Here is a 16,543-nt window from a genome sequence, read left to right on the forward strand (position 1 = left end):
ACGCGCGGCCCTATTTCTTCAGTGTTTCGGGTTTGACTTCCTGACCGGGGCTCAAGAACCCGGCAGCGCTCATCACAACGCGTTCCCGCCCTGTCAGGCCGGAAGCCACAGTGATACCATCCGCCGTCACGTTACCGGTTTCGATATCGCGGCGGGCGACCTTGTTGTCGCTACCCACGATATAGACGTAGCTGCCTTTCGCGTCCGCCTGGATCGCGCTTTCGGGCAATAGCGGCGCAACCACTGTGCCACTGGAAATGGTCGCTGTGGCGAAGCCGCCGGGACGCAATTCGGGCGAGTATGGCAGCGAGATGCGCGCCGTACCCTGCCGGTTGGTGGCATCGATCGTCGGCGCGACCTGCCAGATCTGCCCTTCGAATATCGTGTCGGAGCCAACCGGAGTGACCTGCGCGGTGGCGCCGGTGGAAATACGCGCGAGGTCTGCTTCGCCCAGATCGGCCATCAGTTCCATTTCGCCGCCTCGCGCAATCCGAAACAGCGCGCCCGAGCCGGCGGAGACGATCTGCCCCGGTTCCACACTGCGTTCCAGCACCAGTCCGGCGGCGGGAGCATAGACGTTGAGTCGGGCGTTCCGCGCGCGTAATTCGGCAACCTGTGCGCGCGCCACGCGTACCCGCGCGACAGCAGCGTCGCGCGTGGCCCTCAACTGATCGACATCCGCCTTGCTTATGAAGCCGCGGTCGACCAGCTTCAGCGCCCGGTCGAGATTGGCCTGCGCCAAATTCGCATCGGCCTGCGCCACGTCGATCTGCGCGGCGGCGCTGGCCACTTGCTGGTTCTGTACCGAGCGATCGATCACTGCCAGCACCTGACCCTGAGACACCCAGTCGCCCGCATCAACCGGCACCGAGACGACCCGGCCGCCTTCACCCGCAATCCCGACCGGCAATTCACGGCGGGCAGACAAGGTCCCGGTAGTTTCGATCATGCCCTCGACCGTTCCTGCACCCGGTGCGCTGACGGTGACGAGCGGTAGCTGGGCTGCGGTTTCTTCAGTCGCCTCGCCTCCCCGCAAAATCAGGAACGCCGCGAGTGCAGCGAGCGCCAGCCCGATGGCAATCAGAACGATCATCCCGGTGCGGCGCTTGCGCGGCCCGCCGACACGGTCATCCTGCAGCACGCCATCGGCATCACGCATGGGTACTGCATCCAGACCCTGACGAGCTGGATTGCGGCTGTTGCCAGGCTCGTCATGCGGTTCGAGCGGGCTCTCGTAATTCATGGTTTCGATGCCTCATGGCCGGGCGTTCCGGACGCGCGAAATTCGGAACCACGCTCTACACTGCACCGCACAATATCACAACGTGCCGCTCGATAGGGCGCGTATCCATCCGACGGACGGCTTTTCGCTACCGGATGGGTAGCGATCGGTTATTAGGTCAATAGCAGACGAAAAAAGGGCGAGAACAGCCTGTGCCATTCCCGCCCCATCGTTTTATTTCCGGCTAAAGAAGCCGGACGACTATAAATAGTTCAGCGAACGCGCCCACGCTGGACGAGGTTCACGATGCCGAGCAATACGATCGCGCCAACGATGGCGATGATCAGACCGGTCAGGCTGAATTCCTGGATCGACCCGCCAAGACCAAATGCTGCGTTGGCGATGACGTTGCCAAGGATCGAACCGATAATGCCGACCACGATATTCCAGAAAATGCCCATCGAGGCATCACGGTTCATGACCAGGCTTGCCAACCAGCCCGCGACACCACCAACGATAATTGCGATAATCCAGCCCATAACTTAAAACCTCCTGTTAAGACCCTTATCCGGGCCGTACCGCATCACAACGTGCGGTATAGCCAAGGGGTTCCCCGCATTTTTGCCGGAAACCGCCGGAAGGTTAGCAAGGCTTGCGGAAAACACCTAATCCGCGCCGTGCTTTAGTCTGGCAGGCGTGATCGTATCGACGAGCTTTTCAGATCCTCGTCTTCGGTATCGCTAATCAGTATTTGAGCTGGCGTTCGTAGAGATCGCGGTAATGCTGGATACGCGTGACGCGCAGGCCCTGCATTCCGGACCGGTCGACCGCCCGCTGCCAGGACGCGAACTCCTCCAGCGTCAGGCCGTAGCGTTCCAGAACCTCGTCGATGGTCAGCAAGCCGCCATTGACGGCCGCGACCACTTCAGCCTTGCGGCGTACCACCCAGCGGCGCGTTTTGGGCGATGGCAGGTCGTCCAGCGTCAGCGGCTCCCCTAAGGGACCGATAACTTCGGCCGGACGAATTTTTTGGTTCTCGATCATCGTGTCTCTCGTCCGCCTGACGCCGCATCCCGCGCGGCTGGCACGTTATTATGCCAACAGGGTTTGCCATCGCCTGAAATATCAGGGTTAATACCAGCTTTATCATCCGCGTGATTGTCCTGAAGCCCGCGTGGCTGATCAGCCGCTGTGCACAACGCGCCGACCTGCATCGCAGCGAAACTTCCCCTCATTGCGGCCGCGTCGGAGCGGAGCATACTTCGCAGTTCACGGGCAGCATCGAGCCGTGCGGACAATTCACCCCAGCTCACCGCACGCAAGGCGGTGCCATCGCGCCCACCTTCAGCCGGCAACCCCGCGGAACCGGTATTCCGGCCAATCTTTTCGAATGTCTCGTGCAACATGGCAGTCTTATTAGACCGACTAAGGTCAAGAACAGGTAAAGCCGGAATTTACTTTGCGGTCATTTTTGAAAAACGTGCCTTGCCGGCTCCCGCGCGGCTCAGTTCATGCAAGCTGGCACTGGCGGCACAGTACCGCTATATGTCGCAGCGTTCATGACAGACGCGTCCACTCTTGAAGCCGGATTGACGGGCACGCTGGACGCTGCGGCGCTGTTCGATTTACCGCGCGCGGCTGCGGACTGCCGGATCGTGGTCGCGATGTCGGGCGGCGTGGATTCGTCCGTCGTTGCCGCGCTTGCTGCGGCCACCGGGGCTGAAGTGATCGGCATCACCCTGCAGCTGTATGATTACGGTGCCGCGACCGGGCGCAAGGGCGCTTGCTGTGCCGGTGACGATATTTCCGATGCGCGCGCCGTGTGCGACAGGCTGGGCATCGCGCATTACGTATTCGACCACGAATCATCGTTCCGCGAAGAAGTGGTGGAAACTTTCGCCGACGAATATCTCGCAGGCCGCACGCCGGTGCCCTGCATTCGCTGCAACATGGGGCCGAAATTTACCGACCTGCTGCGCATGGCACGCGAACTGGACGCCGATTGCCTTGCCACGGGGCACTATGTGAAGCGGGTCGAGGCGAGCGATGGCACCCACCGCCAGCTTCACCGCGCCCATGATCCGGCGCGCGATCAGTCCTATTTCCTGTTTGCCACCAGCGATGCGCAGCTCGATTACATCCGCTTCCCGCTGGGCGGCCTTCCGAAATCACAGGTGCGCGAATTGGCGGAGCGGGCGGGGCTGCGCAACGCGGCCAAGCCCGACAGTCAGGACATCTGCTTCGTCCCCGATGGCAATTACGCCGCTATCGTCGAAAAGATGCGGCCCGAGGGTGGTACTCCGGGCGATATCGTTCATGCGCTGACGGGCGACGTTCTGGGCCAGCACAAAGGTGTGATCCATTATACGGTCGGCCAGCGGCGCGGGCTTGAGATCGGCGGGCAGCCGGAACCGCTTTATGTGATCGCCATCGATGCTGCATCCCATGCGGTACGGGTCGGGCCAAAGCGCCTGCTCGGCGTGGCGGCTGCACGGTTGACGCAAACCAACCGGATCGGTCCGATGCCGGAGCTCGGAAAACTGACAGCCAAAGTCCGGTCACTGTCCAAACCGGTACCGGTCGAACTGGAAGGTATTCCTGGTGATGGCGCGGCCGTCCTCTTGCGGTTCGCCGCACCCGAATACGGCGTAGCACCCGGACAAGCGGCAGTGCTTTATGACGGCGAACGGGTGGTTGGCGGCGGCTGGATCGAATCGACCATCGGCATCACGGGTTAGACCTGCGCAGGACAAACAGGGCCGAGCAGCACGGGCGCTTAACCCTCCCACCGCTCCAGCACGCAGCCATAGCCTTCGCGGTAAGTCGCCGTGGCGCTGGCGATCAGCGGGAAGCGGGCAGTGACGCTTTTGGCGTCCGTATCCTCGACCAATGTGACCAGCTCCATGCCGGTGATGCGGTCGGTCTCGCAGCTTTCAAGATCCCGTCCGGCGACGAAGCGGCAGGAGCAGCCAACCCGAGCGGCATAGGCCGCCCCAGCAGAGCTGTACCCGGTAATCGGCGCCCGGAACCATACGATTGCCGCTGCCAGCACCAGTACGATAAGCAGCAGCAGCGTCACCCATTTGCGCGATCCGCCTGCGCTGCGATTTTTTGCGATTGCCAAGCCCAAGCTCCCTTGCGACACACGGTCCCGTAATGCGCTGTGCCCTCTCCCCTATCGTCCGATTTACCCGCCCGCCAGCCTTTGTGGCGGCTGCTTTGTGCGGCGGTCTGCTGCTGGCCGGGTGCGGCGAGGCCCCGGCCGGTCCGCCGCCCCTTACCGCGGCGGCCCTGGCAGCGGTTACCGACACGCCCGGCGCGCCGAAAGACCGGCTGGCGCGCGAGGTCGACGATCTGTTCCGCGACACCGAAGGTCTGGGCGAAACCCGCGCGCTGCTGGTGATGCATGCGGGCGAGATCGCGGCCGAACGCTATGCCCCGGGCTATGACGCGGACACGCGGCATATCTCCTGGTCGATGGCCAAAACGGTAACTGCAGTGATAATCGGGATGCTGGTGGCCGACGGACGCCTGCGGCTGGATGATTCGCCGCCGATCGCGCGCTGGCAAAGGCCGGGCGATCCGCGCGGCGAGATTACCTTGCGCCAACTTCTGCAGATGCGCTCCGGCTTGCGCCATACCGAGGCTGGCGACCCGCCTTACGATTCGGCGGAAGTCCGGATGCTGTTCCTGGATGGGCGGGATGATATGGCCGACTGGGCCGAAGCGCAGCCACTGGAGGCCGAACCCGGTCGCCAGTTCGAATATTCCAGCAATACGACCGTAATCCTGGCCAAGATCGCCGCCAATGTTCTCACGCGGAGCGATGATCCCGACACGCGGCGGGAAGCCGTCGATACTTTCCTGAAGACGCGTCTGTTCGGGCCGCTCGGCATGGATTCCATGGTCGTGGAATATGACGCGGCAGGCACAATGATCGGCGGCAGCTTGATGCACGCTACCGCACGCGACTGGGCCAAATTCGGCGAATTCCTGCGCCATGGCGGCTCGGTACGCGGGTCGCAGCTGGTGCCGCGCAAATGGATGGACTTCATGCGCAGCCCCAGCCCACGCGCGCAATTCTACGGCGCGCAAACATGGCTCAACCGCGAATCGGGAATCGACCGTGACCCGGATAAACCGGATCGCGGGCCGGACACGCTGTTTTCCGCCATCGGTCATATGGGGCAGTATGTGATGGTATCGCCGCGCCAGAAACTGACGCTCGTGCGGCTGGGCCATTCCGGCCAGGACGTACGCTTCGCCATGGTGGACGAGCTGATGGATATCGTGGAGTTGTATCCGGAGCGCTGAAGCGCAAGCATCGCCGACCTTAATCCGGCAAGTGAAATACGCCTTCCACCACTGTGACGCACGGACCGCCAAGCCAGGCGCGCGCATCCTTGCCTTCACCTTCGAGCCGGCAGGTCAGATCGCCGCCGCGTAGCGAGGCCTGGTGAGCCGTAAATTCGCGGCGACCCAATCGCTCCGTCCAGAACGGTGCGAGCGCGGCGTGGGCGGAGCCTGTCACGCTATCCTCGTCCACACCCCATGCAGGTACGAACACCCTGCTCACAACATCCGTATCGCTGCCCGCCGCTGTGCAGATCGCCATCAGATCGATGCCGCCCAGCGCCCGCATATCGGGTCTGATTGCACGCAGCGCCGCCTCGTCCTCGACCAGGATGATCGCCGTGGCTTCCGCGCCACTGATCGATTCATATACCGTGCCTTCGCAGCCGAGGGCGCTGAGCAAGGCAGCGTTGTCGCGCTGTTCCACCAGTGTCACGGGCAGCGACAGCGCATAGCCATCATCCGCGCGCTGCACTTCCAGCACACCAGCCTTGCGCGTGCGGAAGGTGACGCGGTCGCCGCCACTCTGGGCGAGCAGGACATGTCCCGCCGCCAGCGTCGCGTGGCCGCACATCGCGACTTCGTCGGTCGGCGTGAACCAGCGCAATTCGTAATCCGCCGCGCCTGTTTCGTCCGGCACGGTGAAAGCGGTTTCGGCGAAATTGTTTTCCGCCCCGATCGCCTGCAACACATCGTCCGGCAGCCACGTGTCGAGCGGCATGACCGCCGCCTGATTGCCCGCGAACGGCCGGTCCGCAAACGCATCGACGTGGGTATAGGGAAGCTTCGGCATCAAATATCCTTGTCAGGCGTCTCGTGCACCGGCTCCCCTGTATCGGAGAGCTTGGCAAATTCATCTTCCTCGACCAGCGGATTGCCCGGCTCGTCCACATGGCCTGCGGGGTCGATATGCACGATCAGTTCGGTGCCGGGAAACTGGCGGCAGAGGTCCTCCTCGACCCGGTCGATGATGTCATGCGCTTCGCCCACGCTCATCGCGGCGGGCATATCGACATGGAATTGCACGAAATCGCGCGCGCCGGATGTCCTGGTGCGCAGATCGTGCAAATTGTTGAGTTCGGGGTGCTTCGCCGCCGCTTCCACGAAGGCGAGGCGTTTGTCGTCGGCCCATTCGCGGTCCATCAGGTGATCGACCGCTTCCAGCCCCGCCTGCCAAGCATTCCATGCCAGCCACAAGGCAATCGCCAGCCCAAACAGCGGATCGGCTAGGCCAAGCCCTGCAAACTGGTCCAGCACCAGCGCTGCTATGACGGCCAGATTGAGCAGCAAATCCGACTGATAGTGCAGATGGTCGGTCTTGATGGCTACCGAACCTGTGCGTTTTATGACGTAGGACTGCCAGGCAATCAGGCCGAATGTCGCCAGGATGGCGAAGGCGGATACAGCGATACCATCGCCCGCCGCTTGCGTACGCCCGCCTTCCACCAGCACCGTGACTGCGCGGAAGGCAATTCCGGCGGCCGACAGTCCGATCAGCATGACCTGCGCCATGGCGGCGATCGCTTCCGCCTTGCCATGGCCGAAACGATGTTCGCGATCCGCCGGTTGCGCGGCCACCCACACGCCGATCAATGTGCCGATACTGGCAACGAGGTCCAACCCGGTATCCGCAAGACTGCCGAGCATCGCGGTGGAGCCGGTGCGCCACGTTGCCCACAGCTTCAGCACCAGCAGCATGCTCGCCACCGCGATGGATGCATAGGCAGCACCGTGGGTCAGCCGTGCGCGAATTTCTTCAGGGGTGCGTTCGGTCATGGGTACAGCAGCGTATCTTCCCAGCCGCCGCCGGCATCCTCACCAAGCCGGGTGAACAAGCGGCGGTCGTGCAGGCGGCCCGGGCGATCGAGCCAGAATTCGATCCGCACAGGCGTCATAGTGAAACCGGTCCAATGCGGCGGACGCGGAATATCGCCTTCGGGAAATTCCGCCGCAATCGCCTCGCACCGATCAAGGTAATCCTGCCGCCGGTCGAGCGGACGCGACTGGTCCGATGCTGCCGAGCCAATCTGCGAATCGCGCGGCCGTGAATGAAAGTAATCGTCGGCGCGCGCGGCACTTACTTCGGCAAGCGGGCCTTCGATGCGGATCTGGCGGCGCAGGCTTTTCCAATGGAACAGCAAGGATGCCTGTCTATTGGCGCGTATTTCACCGCCCTTGCGGCTGGATGCATTGGTGAAGAATGTGAAACCGCCGCCTAGCGCCTCGTGCGGGCCGTGGCCCTTCAACAAAACCATGCGCACCGACGGCAAACCGTCTGTGGTCGCGGTGGCGAGCGCCATCGCATTGGGATCGTTCGGTTCGCTCTCCTGCGCCCTGCCGAACCATTCATCGAACAATGCGAACGGGTCGCTGCGCGGGATATCGCTGATGCAATCGGTATCGGTTGGGGCGCGGTCCATACTGGCAGCCCTACTCCCGCCTTGGCCCTGTGAAAAGACTGCGGCGCTTGCACCGCGGCGCTGTCTTACCTAGCTGACACGCTATGGCCGATCCCTATACCATTCTTGGTGTGCCGCGCACGGCAACCGAAAAAGACATCAAAAGCGCCTATCGCACATTGGCGAAAGAGCTTCATCCGGACCGGAACAAGGACAATCCCAAGGCGTCGGAACGGTTCTCCACGGTGACCAATGCCTACGATCTCCTGTCCGACGCGGACAAGCGCGCCCAGTTCGATCGCGGCGAAATCGACGGCGACGGCAACCCGACCCACCCGTTTGCGGGGATGGGCGGCGGAGGTGGCGGCGGTTTCGGTGGCGGTATGGGCGGGGGACGCGGCGGCTTCCGGCCCGAGGATTTTCAGCGAGGCGGCGGTCAGACAGCCGATCTGGGCGACATTTTCGAAGGACTGTTCGGTGGCGCCGGCGGCGCGCGACGCGGCGCGGCGAGTGGCGGCTTCGGTGGGGGTATGGGCGGCGGTCGGCAGGCCCCACCGCGCAAGGGAGCCGACATCCAGTACCGCCTGCGCGTACCGTTCACCGACGCTGCAACGCTGGCAAAACAGCGCATCACTTTGTCCGACGGCAAGACCATCGATCTCAGCCTTCCCAAGGGGGTAGAAGACGGCACCCAGATGCGGCTCAAGGACAAGGGCGAGCAGGGTCCGGGCGGCGCTGGCGACGGGCTGGTTATCATACAGATCGACCCCCATGCCTTCTTCGTGCGCGATGGGGACGATGTGAGAATTGACCTGCCTGTCACGCTGGACGAGGCACTGGCCGGCGCAAAGGTCAAGGTGCCGACAGTGGATGGTCCGGTCATGCTGACGATCAAGCCGGGCACATCGGGCGGCACCACGATGCGGCTGAAAGGCAAGGGCTTTACCCGCAAGGATGGCAAGCGCGGTGACCAGTTGCTCACGATCGAGATCGCCCTGCCCGATGATACGGCGGAACTGGCCAAACGGTTGGAAGGTTGGCAGGATACATCCAATCCGCGCAGCGAGATGGGCGTATAAGCGGGATCGGTGTTGGGAGACGGGATGGAAAACGCGGTACCCGACCCTGACCAGCGCACCGTCCAACGTCTGACACCGGAAGACCGTCGCCTCGAAGCGACGCATTTGCGTACGAAGCTGAAACGCCGCGTCATCAAGCGTGTCGGCCCAGGGACGCGCGTCTGGAACGTGGTAAAGCGCGTGGCCGTCGGTGCCTATAATGACGGCTTCATCCACGCCGGAAACCTTGCCTACATGGCGATGCTGGCGATCTTCCCCTTCTTCATTACCGGTGCCGCGCTGTTCAGCCTGTTTGGCGAGGAGGCGGACCGCGCCGCCGCCATCGATGCCATCCTGTTCGCCTTGCCCCCCGTGGTGGGTAATGTGATCGAACCTGTCGCGCGCGGCGTGGTAGAAGCGCGCAGTGGATGGCTGTTATGGGCAGGCGGTGCCTTCGGGTTGTGGACCGTATCCAGCCTGATCGAAACCATTCGCGACATCCTGCGCCGCGCCTATGGCACGCAGGCCACCCTGGCCTTCTGGCGGTACCGGCTGCTTAGTGCGGGCATGATCATTTTTGCCGTCGTGCTGTTGATGACGTCGCTGATCCTGCAGGTCCTGATCGGTACGGCCACCGAAGTGATTTCGGCCTATGTCCCGCAGTTGATCGATGTAATCGGGAAGCTACAACTCACCCGCATCATCCCCGCCTTCGGCCTGTTCGGTTCGATTTACCTGCTGTTCTACACCCTCACTCCGCATAGTTATCGCACCAGCCGTTATCCCAAATGGCCTGGTGCCTTGCTGGTGACGGTCTGGTGGGTGACGGTCACGCTGGCCCTGCCGCCGGTGCTACGGATGATGTTCAGCTACAATCTCACCTACGGCAGCCTGGCGGGCATGATGATCGCGCTGTTCTTTTTCTGGTTGGTCGGGCTTGGCGTCGTGGTAGGTGCCGAACTGAACGCAGCGTTGGCGGAAACGCCCGAAGAAGAAGAAGCCTTCGGTGCGGCGGACGATACGGCGGACAACAGCTTGGTCGCCGAAGAACAGGAGCATTTGGCATGAGCGGTTTGATGGCAGGCAAAAAGGGGCTCATCATGGGTCTCGCCAACGATAAATCGCTTGCCTGGGGTATCGCGCAACAGCTTGGCGCGCATGGTGCGGAGCTGGCGTTCTCCTATCAGGGGGACAAGCTGGAGAAGCGTGTCCGGCCGCTCGCGGCGAAGCTGGGTAGCGACTTCCTGATCGACTGCGATGTGTCCGACATGGCGCAGCTCGATGCGGCCTTCGCGAAGATCGAGGAACGCTGGGGCACGCTCGACTTTCTGGTCCACGCCATCGGCTTTTCCGACAAGGACGAACTGCGCGGCAAATATGTCGATACCAGCCTCGACAATTTCCTGATGACGATGAACATTTCCGCCTATTCGCTGGTCGCCGTTACCAAGCGTGCTGCGGCCCTGATGCCGGAACAGGTCGTGGCGGAGGATGGCACGCGCAGCGGCGGCGGCTCCATCGTGACGCTGACCTATTACGGCGCGGAAAAGGTCATTCCGCATTACAATGTGATGGGCGTTGCCAAGGCAGCATTGGAAACCAGCGTGCAATATCTCGCCAACGATCTGGGCCCGCGCGGTATCCGGGTCAACGCGCTCTCCGCCGGGCCGATCAAGACGCTGGCGGCCAGCGGAATCGGCGATTTCCGCTACATCCTGAAGTGGAACGAACTGAATGCACCGCTACGCCGGAACGTCACGATCGACGACGTCGGCGGCGCGGGGTTGTATCTGCTGAGCGACCTTGCATCGGGCGTGACGGGCGAAACCCACCATGTCGATGCGGGCTATCATGTGGTTGGCATGAAACAGGAAGACGCGCCGGATATCGCGCTCGACACCTGAGCGTTCTTAGTCGATTCCGGCGGAAACCGCAGGCGCGTTGTCGCCAACCGCGCGCTGTTCCTCGTCACCGTCGTCGAACGGACCGGGCTTGGACGGCTCGGCATTCGGCAGGCTGTTATCGGTGCCGACGATCGGCGGCGGACTGGGATCGACCACCGCGTCGGGCAGCTCGGCATCGCGTTCCGCTTCCAACCGGCGTAGGTAGGCGTTTTCCAGCTCCTCGACCCGGCGCTGTTGTTCGGCGGCGTCTTCATCGATCGTGGAAAGCCGGTCGGCGCGGGCCGCCGCGATGATCTCGCCAAAGCGGACGGAGCTGTCGGTGCGCTTCTCGCCATAGGCGGCATCGATCAGTTTCTGCGTGCAGCCGGTAAAGCCGCCCGCGCCCGTTGGCGAACAGGACAACGTCCCGAAGTCGCCGATGGCTTCGAGGCTTTCGACCCGCTTGGCCCAGGCTGCGTTGGCCGGATCGTCGCTCAGACGGAGCGCCTCGGGAATCCGGAACCGTTCGCTTTCGCTCTGCCGTGCGCACACCACGATCTCGCCGCCGGTGGAAGGCGGGCACGCATCGTCGCCGTAGACAATAACCATGTTTACCGAATCGCCGGCTTCGTCCTGCGCGGCGGCGGGTATGGCGAACAGCGCCGAAGCGGCGAGGATAGCGGCATTGAAAGAGCGATACATCAGGGCATCCTTGGATAGAACGTTTCGGTTCAAGCAAGCGCCTGTCGCGCTGAACCCGTTATGAAGCGCGCGAAACCAGCCCGTGGTTCCGGGCGGCCCGAGTGGTGGAGTGGCCGTCAGACACGCTGCGAAAGCTTGATGGCAAAGCGGCAGCCCAGCCGGATCGCTCCGGACAGCAGCGGGTAACCGGCTGCCTTTTCCGCGCCGGAGGTCATCGCGGTGTCGAGATGTTCGCGTTCATCCTCGCGGAAGCGTTCGATCATTTCGGCAAGTTCGGGATCGGAGCCATTGGCTTCCAGCTCGTCCAGCTGATCGGAATAATGGCGGTCTATCTCGGTTTCGACAGCTGCAGTGCAGGCCATCGCCGCTTCCGGCCCCATGAGGGCGGTCACCGCACCCAAGCCGTAGCCAGCAGCGGACCATACAGGCTGCAACGCCGTTGGCCGCACGCCGCGCCGCGCCATCAGCGCGTCGAATTCCTTGCGGTGGGTCGCCTCCTGTGCGGCCATGGCCTCGATCTCTGCCGAATGCGGGCCGCGATTGCCCATCACGGCAAGCTGGCCTTCGTAAATCCGGGTGGCGCCGAACTCACCGGCCTGATCGACGCGGATCATCCGCTTGTTGCGGGCATCGCGCCCGCTTGTCGCAGTGGCTGTATCAGTCATCGAGTCCAAACTTTCCGCGCAATAACAACAACGTCACGATACCCAGCCCGGTCAGGGTCGAAATCAGGAAATTCCAGCCCGCCAGGCTGATGCCCAGCAGCGCCCATGGCGCCTTGTCGCACCGGATCATCGGCGCATCCCATACCGCATCGAGAGCGCTTCCGCCATCGCCGCCAGCTGTAACCGTGTTGGCGCAGGCGGTCAGGCCTTCCCACCAGCCATATTCGACACCGGCATGAAAGCCGCCGATCAACCCCGACACGAGGATCGCAACCCCGGCCAGCGCGACCCATAACCGCCTTACGGGTGCCACCCAGGCGATCAGTCCGAACGCCAGCGCCACGAAATGCGGCCAGCGTTGCCACCAGCACATTTCGCATGGGTAGAGGCCGAGCACCCACTCGCTGGCATAGGCCCCGGCCAGCAGGACCGCCGGAACGGCCAGTGCAGCCACGTGCGCAGCGCGAAGGCGTTTGGCGCTCTTGGTGGGCATGGCCGGCCGCCCTATTTCCGTTTGGTCCGGTTGGTGGACGAGGTCTTGCGCAGCGTTTTCAGTGCGTAATGCAGCTGGTAATCCTCGATCCCCTGTTCTTCCAGTTCCTCCGCCGTCTGGGTGAAGCGCGGATCGGGGGCGCTGTCCTTGGTCAGCGCTTCGTCTTCAAGCTTGAGTTCGTTGACGAGGTGACCGCGCAGATCGCTTTCGCGCATCTGGAACTGGGCGCGCTTGGCCAGGTCCGGATCGGACAGCTGCGGCACGGTGATATCAGGCTTGATGCCGCCTTCCTGCACGGAATGGCCCGACGGCGTGAAATAGCGCGCCGTCGTGAGCTTCAGCGCCGCATCGTTGCCGACCGGCAGCAGGGTCTGGACGCTGCCCTTGCCGAAACTGCGTTCGCCCATGACCACCGCGCGGCGATGGTCCTGCAGCGCGCCCGCCACAATTTCGCTGGCAGAGGCAGAGCCCGCATCGATCAGTACCACGATCGGTACGCCATTGGCGATTTCGCCGCGGAACATGGTTTCGGCGTCGTACAACGCCGTTTCGCCGCGTGCGCGGCCGCGTTGGCTGACAATGCGACCTTCGGACAGGAACAGGTCGGACAGGGCCACCGCCTCGTCCAGCGAACCGCCCGGATTACGGCGCATATCGAGCACCAGTCCGTTCATCGCGCCACCCGGTTTTTGGCTGGCTTCCTTGCTCATCGCATCCCAGGCGGCAAACACGTCCGCGCCGACATCGCGGCTGAACTCGTTCACCGAGATATAGCCGATATTGCCGTCCTTCAATTCATGCGTCACCGGCTCCAGCTCGATCACGCCGCGCGTCACCGTTACGTCGAACGGCTCGTCACGGCCCGCACGGAAGATCGTGAGGCGAATATCCGTACCCGCCGCACCGCGCATCCGATTGACCGCCTCATCGAGGTCGACACCATAAATCAGCGCACCATCGAGATGGGTGATGAAATCGCCCGCCTTGATTCCGGCCTTGTCCGCCGGGCTGCCCTTGAACGGCGAGATGATCTTGACCGCGCGATCCTCCATCACGACCGACAGGCCGAGACCCGAATAATTGCCATCGATCATGGTTTCCAGCCGCTGCAGGTCGGTCCCGTCGAGATAGGCGCTATGCGGGTCGAGGCTGGCCAACATCCCGTCGATCGCACCTCGGATCAGCTTTTCGTCGTCCACCGGTTCGACATAACTTGCCTTCACCCGCTGGTAGATCGCGAACAGTCGCGCAAATTCTGGACCGGCGCGGCCATCGACCTGTGCGAAGGCAATGGTCGAAGCGGGTATCATCGCCACGGCGGTGACCAGCGCGGCAGAGCGGATAAGCGGCCCGAATTTCAGCGACGTTTTCATCAATCTAATGTCCTAGGTGCGATGACCTGCAACTATCACAGGCCGCGATATTCCCGAAACCAGTTAACGAAGGCGGGAATGCCTTCGGCGATGCTTGTCGTGGGCGCATAACCCACATTCCGGGCTATCGCGCTGATATCGGCGTAAGTCGTCGGCACATCGCCCGGTTGCATCGCCAGGTAATCGATTTGCGCCTTCTTCCCGATGGCGCTTTCCAGTGCCGAAATCATGGTCATCAGCTGTTCGGGATTGTTGTTGCCGATATTGTATATTGTATGCGGGGCGATGCTGCCGCCGGGTTTCTCCTGCTCGTTATCCTCGGGCGGTTTGTCGAGGCAGGCCAGCACCCCTGCGACGATGTCGTCGATATAGGTGAAGTCCCGGCTCATCTCGCCGCCATTGTAAACCGGGATGGGTTCTCCTGCGAAAATGCGTTCCGCGAACCGCCAGAGCGCCATGTCGGGGCGCCCCCAAGGTCCGTAAACCGTGAAAAACCGCAATCCGGTCAAGGGTAGACGATAAAGATGCGCGTATGTCTCGCTCATTAATTCGTCCGCCTTTTTCGTGGCGGCATAAAGCGACATCGGCCGGTCCGTCCGGTCCTCTGTCGCAAACGGTGTCTTGCGGTTCGCGCCGTAAACACTGCTGGAGGATGCATAGACCATATGCGGCAATTGCCGGTGCCGCGCCGTTTCAAGGAGCGCCAGGTGCCCCACCAGGTTGGAGCGCGCATAGGCCATCGGATTGTCGAGCGAATACCGGACGCCCGCTTGCGCGCCCAGATGCACGATGCGGTCGAAATCTTCCCCTTCCAGCGCATCTGCCAACGCCGCCTCGTCGGAGAAGTCCGCGCGCTTGAAAGCGAACGCGCCGCTCGGTGCATTGCCTGCCACGCGGGCCAACCGCGCTTCCTTCAGCGCCACCTCGTAATAGGGGTTCAGATTGTCGAGGCCGATCACCGCATCGCCGCGTGCCAGCAACGCATCCGCCACTGCCGCCCCGATGAAGCCTGCTACGCCCGTTACCAAAACCCGCATATCGTAAACCCTGTCTGTAATGCTGACGCACTGTTCACGCGCGCCAGACCTGAAAACTTGGCGACTAGTGCGCTTTAGCCGCCCAGCACCGACAGCGGGTTTACCGGCGAACCGCCATTGCGCACTTCCAATGTGACGACCGGATCGCCTGTCCCCGCGACCCCGATCGGAGCGCCTTTTACAAGCTCCGCACCGATACCCACATCCGTGCGTGCCATACCGGTGACAAGGCTGGTCCAGCCGCCCGCATGTTCGATGATCACGATCCGGTCATAGCCGCGATACGGCCCGGCAAACACGACGCGCCCCGCCGCCGGTGCCACGATCTGAGCGGCGTCCGCCGGGGCAAGCGACAGGCCATTGTTGCGCGTGCCATCGGCCAGCGGCGAGCCGAACCCCGCAACCGTTCGGCCGACGACCGGCAGCTGGAATGCCGGCCTGCCAGAGCTACGAGGCGTGGGTGGTGCCGGCGAGGGGTCGGCGGGGCGTGACGTCGTGCCGCCTACCCTCGTGCCTTCCGCGCGTTCCCCGGACGTCCGCGGGCGCAGCAGCGGGCCGGGCAAGGCAGCGAGGTCGGCACGCAGGGTCCCTGCCCGGTCGAGCTCTCCCATCAGTGCATCGAGGTCCCGCGCTTCTTCCGCCAACGCCAGCGCCCGTTCGCTTTCGCGTGCCGCCACGCCGCCGATCCGCCGCGATTCCAGGCGCTGGCGGCTCTCCAGCGCGGCCAGCTTGCGGCGGCGCTGCTCCAGCTCCTGCTGCTTTTCCTGCAAAGTGTTCAGCGCAACCAAAGCCTGCTGGCGAAGTCGGCGGCCACGCAGGATCTCCTGCCGCAGGGCTGCGGTTCGATCCCGGACTTGCGGTACAGTGCTGTCGAGCACCGCGCGCAGATAGACCGTTTCGCGCAGGGACCCGGGGCGCAGCGCCGACAGAACCAGCGGCCGCCGGGCAAATTTCTGCAACGCAGCAGTAAGGCGGACCAGCGGCTCCTGCCGTTCAGCGAGGCGGCGGGACAGAGCGCGCCGCTGACGATCGACCAGTTGCATACGCGCCTGTGCGGCATCGATCCCTGCCTCCGATTCCTGGATGCGGGCGGCAAGCGCCGCAGCCTGCTGTCCGGTTTTTTCTGCCTGCGTGGTCGCAGCGCGCGCATCCTGTTCCAGCTTCGCACCGCGCGCAGCAGCTCTGGCGGCCTGCGCTTGCGCGCGGGCCAGCGCAGCCTGCGTATCGGCGGTATTTGCACCGGCGGACCCACCGGCTTGCACCGTTCCTGTTTGCGCAAGCGCCTGGATCGCGCCGACCGACAGGGTCAGCGTGGCTATCGCGAGGGTAACCGGCAGGAAAGTTCTGGCAGCGGACAT

Annotated in this window: 18 protein-coding genes; 5 read left to right on the forward strand and 13 right to left on the reverse strand. The window is 63.2% G+C overall.

Annotated elements, in window-relative coordinates; genetic code table 11:
* Window positions 1-10 precede the first annotated feature (10 nt).
* From HME9302_RS11415 to sciP, 3 genes are all read right to left on the reverse strand, one after another.
* Complete coding sequence (locus tag HME9302_RS11415; protein WP_230079984.1) at window positions 11-1,243, reverse strand: efflux RND transporter periplasmic adaptor subunit; 1,233 nt, start codon at window positions 1,241-1,243, stop codon at window positions 11-13.
* Window positions 1,244-1,494: 251 nt separating this feature from the next.
* Window positions 1,495-1,761: a GlsB/YeaQ/YmgE family stress response membrane protein gene (locus tag HME9302_RS11420; RefSeq protein WP_115367115.1), complete on the reverse strand. Its 267-nt coding sequence runs from the start codon at window positions 1,759-1,761 to the stop codon at window positions 1,495-1,497.
* A gap of 205 nt (window positions 1,762-1,966) precedes the next feature.
* On the reverse strand, window positions 1,967-2,266 hold the full coding sequence (gene sciP / locus HME9302_RS11425; protein ID WP_115367116.1) for a CtrA inhibitor SciP: 300 nt from the start codon (window positions 2,264-2,266) through the stop codon (window positions 1,967-1,969).
* 515 nt (window positions 2,267-2,781) lie between these two features.
* Between sciP and mnmA the strand changes: the two genes are divergently transcribed.
* The gene (mnmA, locus tag HME9302_RS11435; RefSeq protein WP_115367715.1) at window positions 2,782-3,960 is read left to right on the forward strand and encodes a tRNA 2-thiouridine(34) synthase MnmA; all 1,179 of its coding nucleotides are present in this window, start codon (window positions 2,782-2,784) and stop codon (window positions 3,958-3,960) included.
* A gap of 38 nt (window positions 3,961-3,998) precedes the next feature.
* On the opposite strand, the gene HME9302_RS11440 is transcribed toward mnmA, so the two are convergent.
* Window positions 3,999-4,346 (reverse strand): hypothetical protein, encoded by a 348-nt coding sequence (locus tag HME9302_RS11440; protein ID WP_326833170.1) that lies wholly within the window; start codon window positions 4,344-4,346, stop codon window positions 3,999-4,001.
* 32 nt (window positions 4,347-4,378) lie between these two features.
* On the opposite strand from HME9302_RS11440, the gene HME9302_RS11445 reads away from it, so the two are divergent.
* Window positions 4,379-5,536: a serine hydrolase domain-containing protein gene (locus HME9302_RS11445; RefSeq protein WP_115367118.1), complete on the forward strand. Its 1,158-nt coding sequence runs from the start codon at window positions 4,379-4,381 to the stop codon at window positions 5,534-5,536.
* Between the two features lie 19 nt (window positions 5,537-5,555).
* On the opposite strand, the gene HME9302_RS11450 is transcribed toward HME9302_RS11445, so the two are convergent.
* Genes HME9302_RS11450 through pdxH form a run of 3 tightly spaced genes read right to left on the reverse strand, consistent with a single transcriptional unit; the run spans window position 5,556 to window position 7,995 of the window.
* A complete protein-coding gene (locus HME9302_RS11450) occupies window positions 5,556-6,368 on the reverse strand; it encodes a PhzF family phenazine biosynthesis protein (protein WP_115367119.1) in 813 nt (270 codons plus the stop codon).
* On the reverse strand, window positions 6,368-7,351 hold the full coding sequence (locus HME9302_RS11455) for a cation diffusion facilitator family transporter (protein WP_115367120.1): 984 nt from the start codon (window positions 7,349-7,351) through the stop codon (window positions 6,368-6,370). The genes HME9302_RS11450 and HME9302_RS11455 overlap by 1 nt, the downstream gene beginning before the upstream one ends.
* Complete coding sequence (gene pdxH, locus HME9302_RS11460) at window positions 7,348-7,995, reverse strand: pyridoxamine 5'-phosphate oxidase (RefSeq protein ID WP_115367121.1); 648 nt, start codon at window positions 7,993-7,995, stop codon at window positions 7,348-7,350. The genes HME9302_RS11455 and pdxH overlap by 4 nt, the downstream gene beginning before the upstream one ends.
* An 83-nt stretch (window positions 7,996-8,078) precedes the next feature.
* Here pdxH and HME9302_RS11465 point away from each other — a divergent pair, with 83 nt between their 5' ends.
* Genes HME9302_RS11465 through fabI form a run of 3 tightly spaced genes read left to right on the forward strand, consistent with a single transcriptional unit; the run spans window position 8,079 to window position 10,936 of the window.
* Window positions 8,079-9,053: a DnaJ C-terminal domain-containing protein gene (locus tag HME9302_RS11465; RefSeq protein WP_115367122.1), complete on the forward strand. Its 975-nt coding sequence runs from the start codon at window positions 8,079-8,081 to the stop codon at window positions 9,051-9,053.
* Window positions 9,054-9,077: 24 nt separating this feature from the next.
* Window positions 9,078-10,100: a YihY/virulence factor BrkB family protein gene (locus tag HME9302_RS11470; protein ID WP_115367123.1), complete on the forward strand. Its 1,023-nt coding sequence runs from the start codon at window positions 9,078-9,080 to the stop codon at window positions 10,098-10,100.
* On the forward strand, window positions 10,097-10,936 hold the full coding sequence (gene fabI, locus HME9302_RS11475; protein WP_115367124.1) for an enoyl-ACP reductase FabI: 840 nt from the start codon (window positions 10,097-10,099) through the stop codon (window positions 10,934-10,936). Before HME9302_RS11470 ends, fabI begins: the two co-directional genes overlap by 4 nt.
* A gap of 6 nt (window positions 10,937-10,942) precedes the next feature.
* Here the strand turns inward: fabI and HME9302_RS11480 are convergent, their stop codons facing one another.
* The 6 genes from HME9302_RS11480 to HME9302_RS11505 form a co-directional block, all read right to left on the reverse strand.
* Window positions 10,943-11,617, reverse strand: a complete 675-nt coding sequence (locus HME9302_RS11480) for a nucleolar 14 family protein (protein WP_230079985.1) — start codon at window positions 11,615-11,617, stop codon at window positions 10,943-10,945.
* Window positions 11,618-11,733: 116 nt separating this feature from the next.
* Window positions 11,734-12,282 carry a demethoxyubiquinone hydroxylase family protein gene (locus tag HME9302_RS11485; RefSeq protein WP_115367125.1) on the reverse strand — a complete coding sequence of 183 codons (549 nt, stop codon included), beginning with the start codon at window positions 12,280-12,282 and terminating at the stop codon, window positions 11,734-11,736.
* Window positions 12,275-12,775, reverse strand: coding sequence for a disulfide bond formation protein B (locus HME9302_RS11490; protein WP_115367126.1), 501 nt, complete (start codon window positions 12,773-12,775; stop codon window positions 12,275-12,277). The genes HME9302_RS11485 and HME9302_RS11490 overlap by 8 nt, the downstream gene beginning before the upstream one ends.
* An 11-nt stretch (window positions 12,776-12,786) precedes the next feature.
* A complete protein-coding gene (locus HME9302_RS11495) occupies window positions 12,787-14,148 on the reverse strand; it encodes a S41 family peptidase (protein ID WP_407641326.1) in 1,362 nt (453 codons plus the stop codon).
* Window positions 14,149-14,183: 35 nt separating this feature from the next.
* Complete coding sequence (locus tag HME9302_RS11500; RefSeq protein ID WP_115367127.1) at window positions 14,184-15,185, reverse strand: GDP-mannose 4,6-dehydratase; 1,002 nt, start codon at window positions 15,183-15,185, stop codon at window positions 14,184-14,186.
* A gap of 74 nt (window positions 15,186-15,259) precedes the next feature.
* The gene (locus HME9302_RS11505) at window positions 15,260-16,543 is read right to left on the reverse strand and encodes a murein hydrolase activator EnvC family protein (RefSeq protein ID WP_115367128.1); all 1,284 of its coding nucleotides are present in this window, start codon (window positions 16,541-16,543) and stop codon (window positions 15,260-15,262) included.

The sequence above is a fragment of the Alteripontixanthobacter maritimus genome (assembly GCF_003340475.1).
Taxonomy (GTDB): domain Bacteria; phylum Pseudomonadota; class Alphaproteobacteria; order Sphingomonadales; family Sphingomonadaceae; genus Alteripontixanthobacter; species Alteripontixanthobacter maritimus.

Bases quoted from the DNA above. Each gene is read 5' to 3' on its own strand.
- mnmA (WP_115367715.1), top strand. From the start codon at position 2,782: ATGACAGACGCGTCCACTCTTGAAGCCGGATTGACGGGCACGCTGGAC.
- HME9302_RS11415 (WP_230079984.1), bottom strand. From the start codon at position 1,243: ATGAATTACGAGAGCCCGCTCGAACCGCATGACGAGCCTGGCAACAGC.
- HME9302_RS11420 (WP_115367115.1), bottom strand. From the start codon at position 1,761: ATGGGCTGGATTATCGCAATTATCGTTGGTGGTGTCGCGGGCTGGTTG.
- HME9302_RS11495 (WP_407641326.1), bottom strand. From the start codon at position 14,148: ATGAAAACGTCGCTGAAATTCGGGCCGCTTATCCGCTCTGCCGCGCTG.
- HME9302_RS11485 (WP_115367125.1), bottom strand. From the start codon at position 12,282: ATGACTGATACAGCCACTGCGACAAGCGGGCGCGATGCCCGCAACAAG.
- HME9302_RS11480 (WP_230079985.1), bottom strand. From the start codon at position 11,617: ATGTATCGCTCTTTCAATGCCGCTATCCTCGCCGCTTCGGCGCTGTTC.
- HME9302_RS11445 (WP_115367118.1), top strand. From the start codon at position 4,379: ATGCGCTGTGCCCTCTCCCCTATCGTCCGATTTACCCGCCCGCCAGCC.
- HME9302_RS11465 (WP_115367122.1), top strand. From the start codon at position 8,079: ATGGCCGATCCCTATACCATTCTTGGTGTGCCGCGCACGGCAACCGAA.
- HME9302_RS11455 (WP_115367120.1), bottom strand. From the start codon at position 7,351: ATGACCGAACGCACCCCTGAAGAAATTCGCGCACGGCTGACCCACGGT.
- fabI (WP_115367124.1), top strand. From the start codon at position 10,097: ATGAGCGGTTTGATGGCAGGCAAAAAGGGGCTCATCATGGGTCTCGCC.
- HME9302_RS11490 (WP_115367126.1), bottom strand. From the start codon at position 12,775: ATGCCCACCAAGAGCGCCAAACGCCTTCGCGCTGCGCACGTGGCTGCA.
- HME9302_RS11470 (WP_115367123.1), top strand. From the start codon at position 9,078: ATGGAAAACGCGGTACCCGACCCTGACCAGCGCACCGTCCAACGTCTG.
- HME9302_RS11505 (WP_115367128.1), bottom strand. From the start codon at position 16,543: ATGTCCGCTGCCAGAACTTTCCTGCCGGTTACCCTCGCGATAGCCACG.
- HME9302_RS11450 (WP_115367119.1), bottom strand. From the start codon at position 6,368: ATGCCGAAGCTTCCCTATACCCACGTCGATGCGTTTGCGGACCGGCCG.
- sciP (WP_115367116.1), bottom strand. From the start codon at position 2,266: ATGATCGAGAACCAAAAAATTCGTCCGGCCGAAGTTATCGGTCCCTTA.
- pdxH (WP_115367121.1), bottom strand. From the start codon at position 7,995: ATGGACCGCGCCCCAACCGATACCGATTGCATCAGCGATATCCCGCGC.
- HME9302_RS11500 (WP_115367127.1), bottom strand. From the start codon at position 15,185: ATGCGGGTTTTGGTAACGGGCGTAGCAGGCTTCATCGGGGCGGCAGTG.